This window comes from Hydrogenophilus thiooxidans, assembly GCF_019049855.1.
GTDB lineage: Bacteria > Pseudomonadota > Gammaproteobacteria > Burkholderiales > Rhodocyclaceae > Hydrogenophilus > Hydrogenophilus thiooxidans.
The window spans coordinates 1-14750 of the sequence record NZ_JAHLSY010000014.1; the positions used below are offsets into that span (position 1 = coordinate 1).

At 64.2% G+C, this 14750-nt stretch carries 15 protein-coding genes and 1 riboswitch; of the genes, 11 read left to right on the forward strand and 4 right to left on the reverse strand.

Features of this window, described 5'->3' with window-relative positions; translation table 11 throughout:
• The 4 genes from KUL93_RS07745 to KUL93_RS07760 all read right to left on the reverse strand — a co-directional run.
• The coding region (locus KUL93_RS07745; protein ID WP_217126498.1) for a MerR family DNA-binding transcriptional regulator at positions 1–309 on the reverse strand (309 nt) is incomplete at its 3' end.
• 25 nt (positions 310–334) lie between these two features.
• Positions 335–958 (reverse strand): ATP-binding cassette domain-containing protein, encoded by a 624-nt coding sequence (locus KUL93_RS07750; protein ID WP_217126499.1) that lies wholly within the window; start codon positions 956–958, stop codon positions 335–337.
• Entirely contained in the window at positions 928–1809 is an 882-nt protein-coding gene (locus KUL93_RS07755; protein ID WP_217126500.1) for a metal ABC transporter substrate-binding protein, read from the reverse strand. The genes KUL93_RS07750 and KUL93_RS07755 overlap by 31 nt, the downstream gene beginning before the upstream one ends.
• A 12-nt stretch (positions 1810–1821) precedes the next feature.
• The gene (locus KUL93_RS07760) at positions 1822–3285 is read right to left on the reverse strand and encodes a TonB-dependent receptor (protein ID WP_217126501.1); all 1464 of its coding nucleotides are present in this window, start codon (positions 3283–3285) and stop codon (positions 1822–1824) included.
• Positions 3286–3484: 199 nt separating this feature from the next.
• On the opposite strand from KUL93_RS07760, the gene KUL93_RS07765 reads away from it, so the two are divergent.
• The 11 genes from KUL93_RS07765 (at position 3485) to cobI (ending at position 14747) form a co-directional block, all read left to right on the forward strand.
• A complete protein-coding gene (locus KUL93_RS07765) occupies positions 3485–5752 on the forward strand; it encodes a TonB-dependent receptor plug domain-containing protein (RefSeq protein WP_217126502.1) in 2268 nt (755 codons plus the stop codon).
• A gap of 57 nt (positions 5753–5809) precedes the next feature.
• A complete protein-coding gene (locus KUL93_RS07770) occupies positions 5810–6658 on the forward strand; it encodes an energy transducer TonB (protein ID WP_217126503.1) in 849 nt (282 codons plus the stop codon).
• A gap of 4 nt (positions 6659–6662) precedes the next feature.
• Positions 6663–7361 carry a MotA/TolQ/ExbB proton channel family protein gene (locus KUL93_RS07775; RefSeq protein ID WP_217126504.1) on the forward strand — a complete coding sequence of 233 codons (699 nt, stop codon included), beginning with the start codon at positions 6663–6665 and terminating at the stop codon, positions 7359–7361.
• Positions 7358–7786 (forward strand): ExbD/TolR family protein, encoded by a 429-nt coding sequence (locus KUL93_RS07780; protein WP_217126505.1) that lies wholly within the window; start codon positions 7358–7360, stop codon positions 7784–7786. Before KUL93_RS07775 ends, KUL93_RS07780 begins: the two co-directional genes overlap by 4 nt.
• Positions 7787–7809: 23 nt before the next feature.
• Positions 7810–7993, forward strand: a riboswitch (cobalamin riboswitch).
• 114 nt (positions 7994–8107) lie between these two features.
• Positions 8108–8806, forward strand: coding sequence for an energy-coupling factor ABC transporter permease (locus KUL93_RS07785; protein WP_217126506.1), 699 nt, complete (start codon positions 8108–8110; stop codon positions 8804–8806).
• A gap of 27 nt (positions 8807–8833) precedes the next feature.
• A complete protein-coding gene (gene cobM, locus KUL93_RS07790; protein WP_217126507.1) occupies positions 8834–9664 on the forward strand; it encodes a precorrin-4 C(11)-methyltransferase in 831 nt (276 codons plus the stop codon).
• Positions 9661–10638, forward strand: coding sequence for a sirohydrochlorin chelatase (locus KUL93_RS11715; RefSeq protein WP_217126508.1), 978 nt, complete (start codon positions 9661–9663; stop codon positions 10636–10638). The genes cobM and KUL93_RS11715 overlap by 4 nt, the downstream gene beginning before the upstream one ends.
• Positions 10635–11315: a precorrin-8X methylmutase gene (locus KUL93_RS07800; protein WP_217126509.1), complete on the forward strand. Its 681-nt coding sequence runs from the start codon at positions 10635–10637 to the stop codon at positions 11313–11315. Before KUL93_RS11715 ends, KUL93_RS07800 begins: the two co-directional genes overlap by 4 nt.
• A 14-nt stretch (positions 11316–11329) precedes the next feature.
• On the forward strand, positions 11330–12571 hold the full coding sequence (locus tag KUL93_RS07805) for a cobalt-precorrin-5B (C(1))-methyltransferase (RefSeq protein ID WP_217126510.1): 1242 nt from the start codon (positions 11330–11332) through the stop codon (positions 12569–12571).
• Positions 12568–13836 (forward strand): precorrin-6y C5,15-methyltransferase (decarboxylating) subunit CbiE, encoded by a 1269-nt coding sequence (gene cbiE / locus KUL93_RS07810; protein WP_217126511.1) that lies wholly within the window; start codon positions 12568–12570, stop codon positions 13834–13836. The genes KUL93_RS07805 and cbiE overlap by 4 nt, the downstream gene beginning before the upstream one ends.
• On the forward strand, positions 13833–14747 hold the full coding sequence (gene cobI, locus KUL93_RS07815; RefSeq protein WP_217126512.1) for a precorrin-2 C(20)-methyltransferase: 915 nt from the start codon (positions 13833–13835) through the stop codon (positions 14745–14747). The genes cbiE and cobI overlap by 4 nt, the downstream gene beginning before the upstream one ends.
• Positions 14748–14750 lie beyond the last annotated feature (3 nt).

Below are 14750 nucleotides of genomic sequence, written 5' to 3' on the forward strand. Positions count from 1 at the left end.
AAGATCGGCGATGACCTCGAACGTCCAACCCTGACGCGCGCAATAGAGCTCCAGAACCTGCTTTTGCCGCTTGAGGTCGTCCTTCTGGTCGTGACTGGAGACGCGGGCATAGGCAACGGTCTTGCGTGTGGCTTCAGCCTGCGAGCGAAACAACTCCGGCTTGATGCGGGCAAGGTCATAGCGCCTGCGTCCGCCTGCCGTGCGTTCATCGGGAAAGAACTTGCCTTCGCGCTCCCAGCGCCGCAAAGTCTGGGCCGAGACGCCGAGCGCTTTGGCCGCTTCATGGATCGAAACAAGTTTGCGAGACATGCTGAAATTGTATACGTCCACGCAACTATGCGCAAGTATCTAGCGAGCAGTTAGAGCCCTCAATCCGCGCTCCCAAGGTGACCAAGCGCGTCGTCACCCGGTCGAGAAATGCGCGATCGTGGCTCACCACAATCACCCCCTTTTCGGGGGCGTGTTGTTGGATCAGTTGTACTGCGGCGGTGACATGGCTCGGGTCCAGGTGGTTGGTTGGTTCGTCGAGCAACACCACCTCTGCCGGCAATGCCAGCGCACCCCAGATCGCCAAAAGCTGAGACTGCCCACCGGAGAGGGTATCGAGCCGACGGTCGAGAAGCGGCAAGAGCATCGGCGGTGGCTCAGAGGCAATCCCAAGAAAGCGGAACCATTCTCGCGCCGTGAGCGGCACTCCCTCAGCGCGTACGGGATGTTGCGCAAGATAGCTCAGCCGCGCGCCACCGACGCGAACTACCTGGCCAGCAAGAGGAGGAATGCGTCCCAAGATCGTAGCCAGTAGCGTCGTCTTGCCGCTCCCATTCGGGCCCACAAGACCAACCACCTCCCCTGCCGCAACGGTGAGATCGAGTGGCCCCACCACAGGGTGGGCGTAGCCGGCCACTACCCCCTGAAGCAGAAGCCGAGTCACCGCGCCTGGGCAAGCGCCGAGCACCATTGGTCGATCACAGCAAAGTAGCCGTCGGCGTCACTTCCCGAAGGCGGCTCGAGTGGCACAGCAATCGCTTGCCAGCCCAGACGCTCCGCCAACCATGCGGCTGCCTCGCGCGGCTCATAAGGGTGGTAGAGCACTACCCCTTTGCGCTCTTTGAGTTGCGTGGCGAGCGTCTCTAAGTGGTTACCCGTTGGGGGCACTCCCGGAACCGGTTCCAGCGTCCCAAGAAGCGGTACCCCGAAACGCTCGAGCAGGTAGAGGCCGGTCTTGTGGTAGAGCACCGCACCGCCGCTTCCGGCGCAACGCGACTGCCACGCCGGCAGGTGCTCGGCGATTGCCTGCACCAACGCAGCAGCGCGGGCAGAGAAAGCGTTGCCGTTTGCCGGATCCAGCCGGGCAAGGCGCACGGCAAGCGCTTGCGCCACCTCCCCCATTCGCACGGGATCGAGGTGCAAGTGGGGGTTACCCATCGGATGAACGTCGCCCAGCGCGCGGTCAGCAGCCGGCTTGACCTCAAGGAGATTTACCTGAGCTGCCGCCTCAAAGTATCCCAACTGACCCGGCACAATCTTGGGGTTGGCCGCCCCTTTGAGCGCCGCGGGCAACCACCCAACCTCGAGCTCTGCCCCCACCGCCACCAACAGATCGGCGTCGCGCAAGGCGCGGATCATCGAGGGTTTGACCTGCAACGTATGCGGATCGCGATCAGCAGGCGCAAGCACGGTGACCCGCACCGCGTCCCCCCCCACTGTACGCGCCAAAACCGCCATGCTTTCGGTGGTGGCGACCACCTCGAGCGCCCATGCCCATGTGGCAAGCAACCCAATCGCAATACCCACCAACCAACGGTTCATCCGACTCTCTCCTCAAAAGGTGTGCGCGCCGTGCGCTCCCAAGCTGTGCTGGTACTGCAGCCAGACCTCATGGCCGGTGTGCCGGTCACCATCGACTGCCAGATTGACGCGCGACCACTGCAGCCGCAACCGCGAGTACTCGCTGAAGTGGTAGGTTGCAACCCACGACCAGCGGCGCGAGTCGTCCCACGCCCGCTTGCCGACGGGTAAGCGCACTTCGTTCGTCAAGCCGCTGAGATCATACCGCACCCCCACCTGCCAGCGCGGCGCAACCCCGTAGAGCGCCTGAACGTAGAACCCATCCTGGGTGAAGGTGCGCGGCTGCCCAACCTGAGCAGGCAGCTCGTGAAACGCAACGCGCAAATCTTTGACCAAGCGCAAATACTCCGCCGCCACGGTCCAATCCCCAGCGCCATAACTGCCTGGGGCGTCATATTTATAAACCGCTTCTACCCCCCAAAGCCGGCTTTTACCCTCGAGTCCGTGGACATAGGCCGCGGGCTCTTCTGCGCTATGGTCGTGGAGCTCCTGGTGCTGCCGACTCCAGGCACGCCACGCTCCGAGCAGGAGCGCGTGGTTTTGCGGCAGTTCAGGCGACACTTTGGCAAAGAGGGTCCAAAGTCGGGGGCCGGCCCGTTTCGCGGTAAATCCTCCCGCCGCTCCGGCTGCCAAGGGGTTACCGTCGGCTCGCTGGGTGGGCAGGGTCACTCCGCTGGTGGCGTAGGGTTGATCGTTCCCTTGGAAGGCTTCCACCCCCAAACGGGTGTAGAGGCGCCCCGTGGGTGGGAGCCAGGTTAACTGGATCCCTGTGTCGTTGAGCCCCTCACCCAACAAAGTACGATAAGGAAGGTTTTGATCGACGAAATCCCACTGGTGGGGATGTTTGTCGTTGAGGTAGCCGATCCCCGAGAGAAACTTACCGACGCGCAGCGACAACCCAGCGGGCATCCGCTTCGCATCGACGTAAGCCTGCTCGAGGGTGACCCCCCCCTCCGAGTCGATCGTCGCCATCACCGTGGCGTCAAACCACGGATCCACGGCCGCGGAAAAAATGAGTTCGGTGGGTCGGAGATTGAATCCCGAATCGATCGCCCCACCGTGGCTGTGTCCTCCTTCGCCATGACCGTGGTTGATGCCATCCAGCCCCTCATACCAGGAGGTTATCGCACCGTTGCGGTTGTCACGGTAATAGACGCCATCGAGAATCAGCGAGATCTGCGGATTGAACGCAGTGGAGGCCGCAACCGCACCCAACCGGTCTTTGACTTCGCCGCCAAGTTCCCCTTTCTCGTTTGACGCAGCTTGACGGCCAGCTTCGGCTGCGGCAAGCCGCGCTTCAAGATCGGCCAAACGCCTCTCATACTGCGCTTTCAGGGCATCGAGTTCGGCGCGCAGTCTCTCCACTTCGCTACTGGCTGCAACCGCTGGCAGGCTCACCAAAAGGGCCGCCATCATGGCTAAGCTTCGATGAACCATGAAGACTCTCCTGCAAACAAAGTAATGCCAATTGATTGTATCAGAGATAGTTTATTTTTTGCAATATTGTTGCAATAAACCTCGAGTAGCAGCCCAAACCGTGATCTGGATCAGCAAGGAAAGTTGACCGCAATCAATTGTCACCAGACGATTGGATCGTCACAATCTGAGGTGAGAAAAACGGAGAGGAATCGATGCAATGCAAGTCAAAGCGCTGATGACTGCTTTCGCGGCACTGCCGCTTGCTTCGGCGTGGGCGCAGCAAACACTACCGCCCGTTACCGTCTCAGACGAACGCAACACCGCCAATGCGTTCGAATGGAACGCCGAGACGATCCGCGCGCTGCGCGAACGGCATCGACAAACGGCATCCCTGCTCACGGAACTGCCTGGCGTCAGCATGCTTGCCGGCGGCACGATCTCTACGCTCCCTGTGGTGCGTGGACTGGCCGACGAACGGCTGCGGGTGACCATAGACGGCGCGGATCTCACCGCAACCTGCCCCAACCATATGAATACGCCGCTCTCTTATATCGCGCCAACGAGCATCGAACAGCTCACCCTTTACCCGAGCGTCACCCCCGTTTCGGTGGGTGGCGACGCGATTGGCGGCGCGGTGGTGGTGGAACGGCGCAAAGCGCCATTTGCGAGCGACTCAACGCCCGTTCGTGGTGGCGAAGCGGGCGCCACCTACCGCAGCAACGGCAACGGCAAAGCGGCCGACTTCGCCGCCTGGTACGGCACCGAGACCTTCGCAGCACAATACCAGGGCAGTTTCGCCGAAAGCGACAACCTGCGCGCTGGCGGCCCCTTCAAAAACTACCGCTTTACCGGACGCGCTGGCCACACCCTGGATCTTGACGAAATCGGCTCTACTGCCTACCAGGTACGCAACCACGCCATTGACTTCGGCTGGAGGAGCGGCGAACACGAGGTGCGCGCCGAAGTGGGGCTGCAGCAGCAACCCTACCAGCTCTACCCCAACCAACGGATGGATCTTTTAGACAACGAGGAGAAGCGCGCCGCGTTGACCTACCGCGGCCGCTTTGCCTCAGGCGAGCTCGAAGCGCGGCTCTACCACGAGACGGTCGACCACTTCATGGATTTCGGTGCCGACAAACGCTACTGGTACGGGATGGCCTCTGGCGGCCCAACGGCCGTTGACGGTTCCCCGTGCGCCCCTCTCGGCCCCACTTGCGCCGCTGGAATGCCGATGTACGCGTCGAGCACCACCAACGGCGCAAAGGTCAAAGCGACGATCGCGCTCGACACCGCGTCGCTCGTGCGCATGGGCGGTGAGTGGAACCGCTACACCCTGGACGACTGGTGGCCCCCTTCGGGTGGTGGGATGTGGCCCAACACCTTCTGGAACATCCGCAACGGCAAGCGCGAACGGACCGCGCTCTTTGCCGAATGGGAGCGCGCCATCACCCCAACGTGGCGCACCACGCTCGGCGCGCGCATCGAGCGGGTCACCACCGACGCCGACCCGGTTGCGGGTTACGCCAACACCAATGGCGTGGCACCGAACTTCAACTACCAACTGCGCGACAGCACCGCGTTCAACGCAAGCGACCGCTCCCGCGGCGACACCCTCTGGAACCTGGTCTGGTCAAACAGTTGGCAACTTGCCTCGGCTTGGCGCGCCGGATTGGACCTAGCGCACCAGAGCCGTGCGCCAAGCCTCTATGAGCGCTACCCGTGGAGTACCTGGCAAATGGCAGCGCTCATGAACAATTTCGTCGGCGACGGTAACGGCTACATCGGCAACCTCGATCTGAAGCCGGAAAAGGCCTACACCGCGGCAGCGCGCCTGGCTTGGCAAGCAAACAACGACGGGTGGCGCGTCGAGTGGCGCCCCTACCTCACCGTGGTCGAAGACTACATCGACGCCGTGCAGTGGGACGCCACCGCGAACGCCCCCCGCGCCACTCCCGTCACCAACCGGTTTGTGGTGCTCAAATATGTCAATCAACGGGCGAAGCTCTACGGGCATGAATTGACGCTGCGCGGCCCCCTTGCGCGAAACGGCTGGGGCGCTTGGGCGTTTGCCGCAACGCTTGCCTGCAGCCGCGGCAGCAATACCGAAACGGGCGACAACCTCTACGGGGTGATGCCGCGCAACGTCAAGCTCACGCTTGACCAGACGCGCGGGCAGTGGCAACAGCGTTTCATCGTCGAAGCGGTCGAACGCAAATCGCGGACCAACCGCATGCGCAACGAAATTCCGACAGCGGGCTACGCACTGCTGCATTGGCAAGGGAGCCTGACGCTCTCCAACGCCGTGACGTGGCATTTCGGCATCGACAACGTATTCGACCGCAGCTACGCCTACCCGCTTGGCGGCGCCTACGTTGGTCAAGGGACGACGATGACCAACCCGTTGCCCCCCAACGTGCCGCAATGGGGTACCCCAGTCCCTGGCCCTGGGCGCACCATTTGGACCGGTTTGCGCGTGCGCTTCTAGAGCGGCGAGAGCGTAGCGAGGGAGGTGCGGCGCGCAGACGATGGTATGCTTCAGCGCATGACCGCATGGCACAACCGACAACGGACCACAGGGGCGCTCCTCAGCCTATCGCTCGTAGGCGGGGCGGCGCTTTTTGCGGGCGCGCTTGCCCCTACCACCCCGCCTGTCGTTCCGTCTCCTGCCGCTACCCTTGCCGTCGGTTGGGTTGTCGCCCCCAAGCCCGAAGCTGCGTCCGAACCAGTCGCCAAACCTCAAGGCGCCGCGCTTCCTCTGCCCAACACGTTGTCGCAACCAGACCCCGACCGCAAGCGGCCGTTGTCAAAAGAGCAAGTTGCGCGTCGTACCGAAAAGCCTGTGGCTGCGCGTCAACCCCCATCGATCGCCCCCTTTGCGGCGCCTACGCCGCCTGCTCCCCGCAAAAAAGCGCTACCTGCCGCTGTAGAGACGGCTGCCGCCGAGCCAACCCCCTCGAACACCTTTGAAGAAACCCACGCAGCCGCTCCCCCTGGGCACGATCGCGCGGCAGCAGAGAGAGCCGTGGCACCGCCCGCCGCTACGGCACCCGCCGCTTCGGCACCCGCCGCTCTGGCGTCCTCGCCACTTTCCCCGGAATTGGCAAAAAGCGAACTCAAAGTCTTTTGCCCCCACCGCCCGCCCCCTCTCTACCCGCTCGTGGCACGGCGGCTTGGGGTTGAGGGGGTGATCACCTTGCGTGTGACACTCACTGGGGCCGGAACGATCGTTGCCGCCGAGGTCGACCCGGAGCGCTCCACCACCGACCATCCGGCGTTGACCTCCGCCGCCTTGGAAGCGGTGCGCCAATGGCGCTGCGCCCTGCCGGGGTCGTCCCAGGATCGCACGGTAACCGTCTGGCAACCTTTCCGTTTCCAGCTACACTCCGGGTAAGATCGTGAGCGAACCGTTCGTACCGTTTGCACTTTTCGCCCACCCCTTCTTCGCCCGCCTCGATGCCGTGGGCTGGACGGTCTTGACCGTTCTCGTGTCGCTTTTTCTCGCAACCGTGGCGATCATTGGCGCCCGGCTGTGGCTGGCCGCACGCGAAAGGCCGCTCGTTTGCGCGTTTCGCGCCGCTTTTGCCCAGGTCGATAGCCACCCGGCGCTGAGCGCGCTCGCTGCTGCGCGCGGCGCAACGCGCCACCCCTACGGGCGGCTCGCGCGCGCAGCGCTTGAGGCCTGGCGCACCGCAAGCCACCGGGGGACGCTCCACCGCAGTGAGTGGCTTTATCGGGCGTTGCAAACGCAATTGGAACGGGAAGTGGCCGAGCGAGAATGGGGGCTCACGCTGCTTGCAACGGCTGCAAATACCGCCCCCTATATCGGCCTTTTCGGTACCGTCTGGAGCATCTACCACGCGTTGAGCGCGATCGCGCTTTCGGGCGAAGCGTCGCTTGCCGCCGTCGCGGGCCCGGTTGGAGAAGCGCTCATCATGACCGCGGTAGGCTTAGCGGTGGCAATTCCGGCGGCGATTGCCCACAACCTCTTTGGCCGCGCCAACCGCCTGGTGATCCCTGAGCTAGAGGCCTTTGCCCACGCCTGCTACCTGCTGCTTGCCGCCGAAGATGAGGAGCCCGCAGCCGCAACACCATGATGCGCCGTCCCCTTCCGTTCCTCGCTGTCAAAAGCCGGGCGAGCGCGAGCCCGACGATCAACGTCGTGCCGCTTGTCGATGTACTCCTTGTGCTGCTGGTGATTCTGCTGGTCACCGCACCAGCGCTTCTGCACGCCGTGCGTACCGAACTACCGCGCGCAAGCCATAGCCCCGCCCCCGCCAACCGCGATGCGATCACGCTCACCCTCACCGCCAACGGTGCGCTCCTCTGGAATGGCACCCCAGTGACCGAGGCAGCGCTTCGTAGCCGCCTTGCCGAACTGACCGCGACGCCAAACCGGCCGCCGCTTCTTCTTGCTGTGGAGCGGACGGTGCCCTTCGAGCAAGCAGCGCAGGTGATGGTCACGCTCACCGAAGCGGGTATTCGCGAAGCGCAGTTCTTGCTCGACCCCAACGGCCGTTGACGGTGCCTACCGTTTTCCCCGATAATAACCGCACGCGTGACGATAGTGGCCATTTGGCCACACGGGAAGTCCGGTGCAAATCCGGCGCAGCCCCCGCTACTGTGAGCCTGACTGGCGCGACACTCAGCCACTGGAGCAACCGCTCTGGGAAGGCGTCGCGGCAGGACGACGGCAAGCCAGGAGACCGATCGTGACGCGCAAACCCAACTGCGCCGCGGGGTGACGGCACGTGGGATAGCGTCATCGTACTCCGTATTCACGGTTTCGCTGTTTCCCCCGAGCGCAGAATTTTCGTAACGGCATGGCTCGGAGGGAAGCACGATGCATATCGAACCTGGACTCTTGACCGGGGCCAAGATGGCCCTCTCCTACCTCACTGGCACGGCCGCACTCTTCGGCGCGGCGCGCTCTGTCTGGACGACGCTGTTCGTTTCCGAACGCGTGGTTCCAACGTTTGCACACCTCCTGCGCTTTTGGGTGCGCAGCGCATGTGCGTTCGCGATCGCATTTGCGGCGTTCGAACTGCTGCCACACCCCGCGGTGGGCGTTTCCGAAGTGCACCTCATCTTGGGCAGCACGCTCTTCTTGCTCTTTGGCCTTGCCCCGGCGGCGGTCGGTTTGGCTACGGCGTTGCTCGTTCAGAGCCTCTTCTTCGCCCCGTACGATTTGCCGCAATATTTCGCGAACGTCACCACCCTTCTCGTCCCGCTCTTTGCCGTCGCGGCGGTCGCGAAACGGACCATCGCGCCGCAAACCCCCTACACCGATTTGCGCTACCGTGACGTCTTTCGTCTTTCCCTCACCTACCAGGGTGGTGTGGTGCTGTGGGTCGCGTTCTGGGCCTTCCTGGGACTGGGTGCACAAGCGTGGCAGCAGATCGCGACCTTTGGTGCTGCCTATTTGAGCGTCTTGGTGGTCGAACCGGCGCTCGATCTGGCGCTTCTTGCCGCGGCGAAATACGCAAAAGACTGGCTCGGCGAAGACACGCTCTTTACCGCTCGCTTGCATCGCGCCGCGTAACGGTCGCGCACTGGTAGGTAACGCCCCGTGTCTCTGCCACCGCTTAATCCCTGCCCCGGCACCGTCTGGTTCGTCGGGGCGGGTCCTGGCGACCCAGAACTCATTACCGTCAAAGGGCAGCGGTTGCTGAGTGAAGCCGGCGCGGTGCTCTACGCCGGTTCGCTCGTCGATGAGGCGGTTGCCCGCTACGCGCCCCAGTCGGCCGAAATTGCCGATTCGAAAGGCATGACGCTCGAGGCGATCGCCGAGTGGCTGACCACACGGGCGCAGCGCCACGCTACCGTGGTGCGGCTCCAAACGGGGGATCCCACGCTCTACGGCGCACTCACCGAAATGGCACGACTGCTCGACCTAGCAGGCGTCCCGTGGCGCGTCGTGCCAGGCGTTTCGTCGGCGTTTGCCGCCGCTGCGGCAGCGGGTGAATCCCTCACGCTGCCTGAGGTCACCCAGACGGTGATCTTGACCCGCGCAGAAGGGCGAACCCCGATGCCGCCGCGCGAACGGCTCGAGGCGCTTGCCGCGCATCAGACTACGGTCTGTCTCTTTCTGTCGATCACGCTGACGCGGGAGATCGAACGAGCCTTCCTTGCCGCCGGTTGGGCGCCAGAAAGCCCTGTTCTGGTGGTACACAAAGCGTCGTGGCCGCAGGAGCGGATCGTCCGCACCACCCTGTCCGAACTCAGCACCGCTTGCCGCGCCGCAAAGATCGTCTCGCAAGCGATGATCATCGTTTCGCCAGCGCTCGGTGCGCGACAATGGGACGGTGCCCCCCGCAGTAAGCTCTACGACCCGACATTCACCCACCGCTTTCGTCGTGCGGACAAGGCACCCGAAAAACCCAACGGAGGAGCGTCGTGAGCCCTTCTGCCAACCCCGTCGTCCTCATCGTCGGCCACGGTTCGCGCGACCCCGCAGGCAATCGTGAAGTCGAGCAGTTCGCCGCAGCCGCCCGCGAACGCCATCCGCACCACACCATCCTCACCTGCTTCATCGAGTTTGCCGAAGTGCTGTTGCCCGAAGGGTTGGCACATGCTGCCCAAACCGCACGCGCGGCAGCCCCAGAGGCAGCGACAGTTTTGGTCATCCCCCTCATCATCAACGCCGCGGGTCACGTCAAAATGGAGATCCCGCAAGCTGTCGCCGAGGCCGCGCGCGCCTTTCCCGACGTCACATTCACCATCACCCCACAAGTGGGAACCGGCGACGAACTCTTTGCCGCGCTTCAAGGCGAACGCAACCGTGCGATGCGCCGCCTGGCGATGCCCGATCCGCAGACCACAGGGGTGATCCTATTGGGGCGCGGTTCGAGTGACCCCGGGGCAAATGCCGAATTGGCGAAACTCGCGCGACGCCTTTTCGAAGCGACCGACCACGAACTGGTCGACCTCGCCTTCACCGGTGTCACCTACCCGCGGCTGGAACGGGTTGCGCAGCGCTTCGTCACCTGGGGCATGACCCAGATCATCGTGCTGCCGGTCTATCTCTTCACCGGCGTTTTGATCGAACGGATCCGCGCGCAGGTGGCGCGTCTCGAGCGGCAATATCCCACCGTCGCGTGGGCGCTTGGTGACTACCTCGGGTTTCGCCCTGAGATCGCCGCCTGGTTCGACGGGCTCCTCACCCAACCGCACGAAACGCTGCCGACGCTCGCCTGCACCGGTTGCAAATACCGCACCTTTGCGCTCGCGCACGGGCTTGGTCACCATCACCACGATCATCACGACCACCATCTCCACCACCACCGCAGCGTTCACGAACCCCACGACCACCCCCATCACGAAAACGGCCCCGATCCCCACTTCCACACTGAGCAACTCCAGGAACAAGTATGACGAACCCCTTACCCACACCGCGTGTCACTGAACAACTCACCGCTGCCGGTGCCGCAATCGAGCACGAATCGTTCGCGATCATCGACCGTGAGGTGGGCGCCCACTCCTACCAAACGCACGAATGGCCCGTGGTGCGGCGTATGATCCACGCCTCGGCCGACTTCGAAATGAACGGGCTTGTGCAGTTTCATCCCGAGGCGGTCTCGGCCGCGATCGCAGCGATACGGCGCGGCGCCTCCTTCATCGTCGATGTCGAAATGATCCGGGTCGGGCTCTCAAAGCCGCGGTTGCAGCACTTCGGCATCGAAGTGCATGAGTTCATCTCGGATCCCGAAGTGATCGCCGCGGCAAAAGCGGCGAATACCACACGTGCGGTGATGGCGATGCGCCGTGCCGCCGAACAGGGACTTTTGACCGGTTCGGTCGTCGCGATCGGAAACGCCCCCACCGCGCTCCTCGAAGTGGTTCGACTCATGGAAGCCGGGCAAGCACAACCGGCGGTGGTCCTGGGTATGCCTGTCGGGTTCGTCTCCGCCGCCGAATCAAAAGAGGCACTGATTGCCTGCAACCGTGCCCCGTGGATCGTCGTGCGCGGGCGCAAAGGGGGATCGACGTTGGTGGTTGCGGCACTTCACGCATTGATGGCGCTTGCGGAAACGGCGGATTCGGAACGCTGAAGGAATCAAGCGCTGTGACGGGCCACGCAGATCCCAACGCCAAGCGCCGCGCCCACCGCGGTCGCACCGGATTCACCACCGGCGCGTGTGCCGCTGCAGCGGCGCGTGCGGCGGCCCAAGGGTTACTCACCGGCGCGATCCCGGATGCGATCGAAACCAAGCTCCCCAACGGGCAACGCGTCGTCTTCCCCGTCCATGAAAAGCGCCTTCATCCCGACGGACGCGCCACCGCGGTCGTGATCAAAGACGCAGGAGACGACCCCGACGTCACTGACAAAGCGCCCATCACCGCAACCGTTGCCTTGGTCTCCGCCCCTGGCCTTTTCGTGGCTGCTGGCGAAGGGGTTGGCATCGTCACGCGCCCTGGCATTGGTCTTCCCGTCGGGGAACCGGCGATCAACCCGGTGCCGCGGCAAAATTTGTGTGAGAATCTGAGCGAACTGTTGGGCGCGGTACCTCCCGCCACCGCCTGCGCCGCGCTACCCACTTCCCCCCTACCCGAACGCGCCGTCTGCCTGATGCCGGAACTTCTGAACTGCGCGGACCGCGGTCTCCTCGTCACCATCGCAGTACCTGGGGGCGAAACGCTCGCCAAACGCACGCTCAACCCGCGTTTGGGAATCGTGGGCGGCATTTCGATCCTAGGAACCACCGGCATCGTGCGCCCATACTCCACCGCAGCGTTTCGCGCAAGCGTCGTCCAAGCAATCGGGGCTGCGCGTGCCCAAGGGTGTGACACCGTCGTATTGACCACCGGTGGGCGCACCGAAAAGGCGATGATGGCGCTGTGGCCGGAGCTGCCCGAAGCGGCGTTCGTCCAGATGGGGGACTTCGTCCGCACCGCGTTCGATGCCGCGCGCAAAAACGGGATCCGCCACCTGATCATCGGCGCGATGGTCGGCAAACTCACCAAAATGGCGCAAGGAATGCCCGTCACCCACGCCGGAAAAGGGGAGGTAGATCGCACCTTGCTTGCCGACTGCGCGCGGGCCGTCGGCGCCCCACCCGCGCTCGTAGCCGAGATCGCCGCTGCCGAAACGGCCCGTTTTGCCGCGGAACGATTGGCCGAACTTGGTCTCGACGTCGCGTTTCACTCGGCGCTTGCTGCGCGCGCGTGGCACACGCTCAAAACGAAATATTGGCCCGGGTCGGCACGGCGGCTCACGATCCAAACCGTCGATTTTGCCGGCAATGCGGTGGCACGCATCGATGAATCCACAGCGCCGCAGTGGCTTGCAGAATGGGAAGAACGATGAACCCGACCGTCATCGGCTGGCTACCCGGAGAACCGCTTCTGCCCGCAGTCACCGACGCGCTGGCACAGGCCACCCTCGTTTTCGGGGCGAAGGGGTTTGCCTCGCTTGCTGAACGGTTTGCGCCCAACGCCCGTTTCGAACCATTCGAAGCGTGGCTCGCGCAACTGCCTGAGCGGTGCGCTCGTGCGATCGCGCAAGGAGAACGGGTGGTCGTTGCGACCACGGGGGATCCCCTCTTTCACGGCTCAGCGGCCGCACTGCTTGCGCACTTCGGTCCCAACGCGGTCACGGTGCTGCCTGAGCGCAGTTCGGTCCAACTGGCCTGCGCGCGTCTGGGTATCCCCTGGCACAACGCTACGCTCGTCTCCGCGCACGGCAAAGTACGCGAACCGTGGTCCTGGGCCAATGCCCCCCATCACCCCTTGCGCCCGGTACTCGTCGCGGCAGCGCACCACCGCTCCCCGATCATCGCGCTCACCGCACCCGGTGCAGGCGCAACCGAAATCGCCCGTGCGCTCGCCGAACTGGCGCTGGATGATCGATACCGCATCAGCGTCGCCGCCCGCATCGGGCTCGACGGCGAAGCGCTGTGGCGCGATCTCGAACCGTCGCAGGCTGCCGCAACCGCGTTTCCGCACCCGCACATCACGATCTTGACGAGCACCACCCCCGGCACCGAAGCGGCTTTCGGCTGGAGCGACGACGCTTACGCCCAACGACAACCGGAAAAAGGGCTGATCACCAAACGGGAAGTGCGCGCGGTGGCGCTTGCGCTTTTGGCCCTCACCCCGCGCGACACCGTCTGGGACATCGGCGCCGGATCGGGCAGCGTCGGCCTCGAAGCGGCCCGCCTCACTCCCGACGGGGCGGTGTGGGCATTCGAAAAAAACGCCGACGACGTCGCGATCGCCCTGACCAACGCGCGCCGCTTTCACGCAGCCAACTGGACAATTCGCCACACCAAAGCGCCTGCCGGGCTCGACGAAGCCCCCGACCCCAACGCTGTCTTCATCGGCGGCTCCGGCGGCGAACTGAGCGAACTGCTTACCGTCTGCTGGCAGCGCCTCGCCCCCGGCGGGCGGCTTGTCGCCACCTTCGTCACCTTGGAAAACTTGGCTACCGCCACCGCGGCGTTGACCGCACTCAACGCCCCGTGGCACGCCACCCAACTGTGGGCGGCACGCACCAAACCCATCCTGGCGATGCACCGCTTCGCCGCCGAAAACCCGGTCTGGCTCGTTGCGGCGACGAAGGAGCCATCATGACTGTTTCGTTACACTTCCTGTCTGAGACCACACCTCCAGCCGCCGCAACGACCGAGACGCTGGGCACCCTTTACGGGATCTCGCTTGGCCCCGGCAACCCGGATTGGATCACCCGCGGCGCATGGCGCCTCCTCACCGGCACGGCACGGTGGGCCTATCCGGTACGCAAACAGGGTGGCGAATCGGTCGCGCTGACGATCGCGAACCGGGCAGGCTTGACCACCCCGGCGGACGCGATCGAACTCCATTTCCCGATGAGCCACGATCCCCTTGTCCTCACCAGGGCGTGGGCCCGCGCCGCGGAGGCGATCCTACCCACCCTGCTTGCGGGGCGCGACGTTGCCGTCTTGGTCGAAGGAGACGCCTCGACCTACGCCACGTTCCAATATCTGGCTGCGGCCGTGCGCGAACGCGCCCCCCGAATTCGCGTCGACACCCTACCCGGCGTCAATAGCTTCACTGCCGCCGCGGCGGCCGCAGCGATTCCCCTTGCTGCACAGGAAGAACGCATCGCGGTGCTTCCCGCCAATTACGGTTTACCTCTCATCGAAGCGGTCCTGCCCCACTTCGAGACCCTGATCCTGCTCAAAGTCAAACCCCTCTGGCCTACGCTCGTTGCCTGGCTCAGCGAACGGTCGCTCCTTCCGCACGCGCTCCTTGCGGAACGAGTCGGCTTGCCTAACGAGCGTATCCTTCGCGGCGAAGCGCTTCACGACCTTGCCGACGCCACGCTCAGCTACCTCGCGCTCCTCATCCTGCGAAACCCCAACGCGACGCCGGTCGGCGAACGCATTCGCGGCTGTCGGAAAAAAACCACCGCACTGCCCCGTATCGATGGGACCGCTACCGCATCGGAAGCGAAATCCCACGCTGCTGCAGTGAATCCCTGTGACCCAGTAACCCCACGATGACCC

Excerpts from the sequence above, each read along its gene's own strand:
- KUL93_RS07750 (WP_217126499.1), bottom strand. The coding sequence starts at position 958 with ATGGTGCTCGGCGCTTGCCCAGGCGCGGTGACTCGGCTTCTGCTTCAG.
- KUL93_RS07755 (WP_217126500.1), bottom strand. The coding sequence starts at position 1,809 with ATGAACCGTTGGTTGGTGGGTATTGCGATTGGGTTGCTTGCCACATGG.
- KUL93_RS07760 (WP_217126501.1), bottom strand. The coding sequence starts at position 3,285 with ATGGTTCATCGAAGCTTAGCCATGATGGCGGCCCTTTTGGTGAGCCTG.
- KUL93_RS07765 (WP_217126502.1), top strand. The coding sequence starts at position 3,485 with ATGCAAGTCAAAGCGCTGATGACTGCTTTCGCGGCACTGCCGCTTGCT.
- KUL93_RS07770 (WP_217126503.1), top strand. The coding sequence starts at position 5,810 with ATGACCGCATGGCACAACCGACAACGGACCACAGGGGCGCTCCTCAGC.
- KUL93_RS07780 (WP_217126505.1), top strand. The coding sequence starts at position 7,358 with ATGATGCGCCGTCCCCTTCCGTTCCTCGCTGTCAAAAGCCGGGCGAGC.
- KUL93_RS07785 (WP_217126506.1), top strand. The coding sequence starts at position 8,108 with ATGCATATCGAACCTGGACTCTTGACCGGGGCCAAGATGGCCCTCTCC.
- KUL93_RS07800 (WP_217126509.1), top strand. The coding sequence starts at position 10,635 with ATGACGAACCCCTTACCCACACCGCGTGTCACTGAACAACTCACCGCT.
- cbiE (WP_217126511.1), top strand. The coding sequence starts at position 12,568 with ATGAACCCGACCGTCATCGGCTGGCTACCCGGAGAACCGCTTCTGCCC.
- cobI (WP_217126512.1), top strand. The coding sequence starts at position 13,833 with ATGACTGTTTCGTTACACTTCCTGTCTGAGACCACACCTCCAGCCGCC.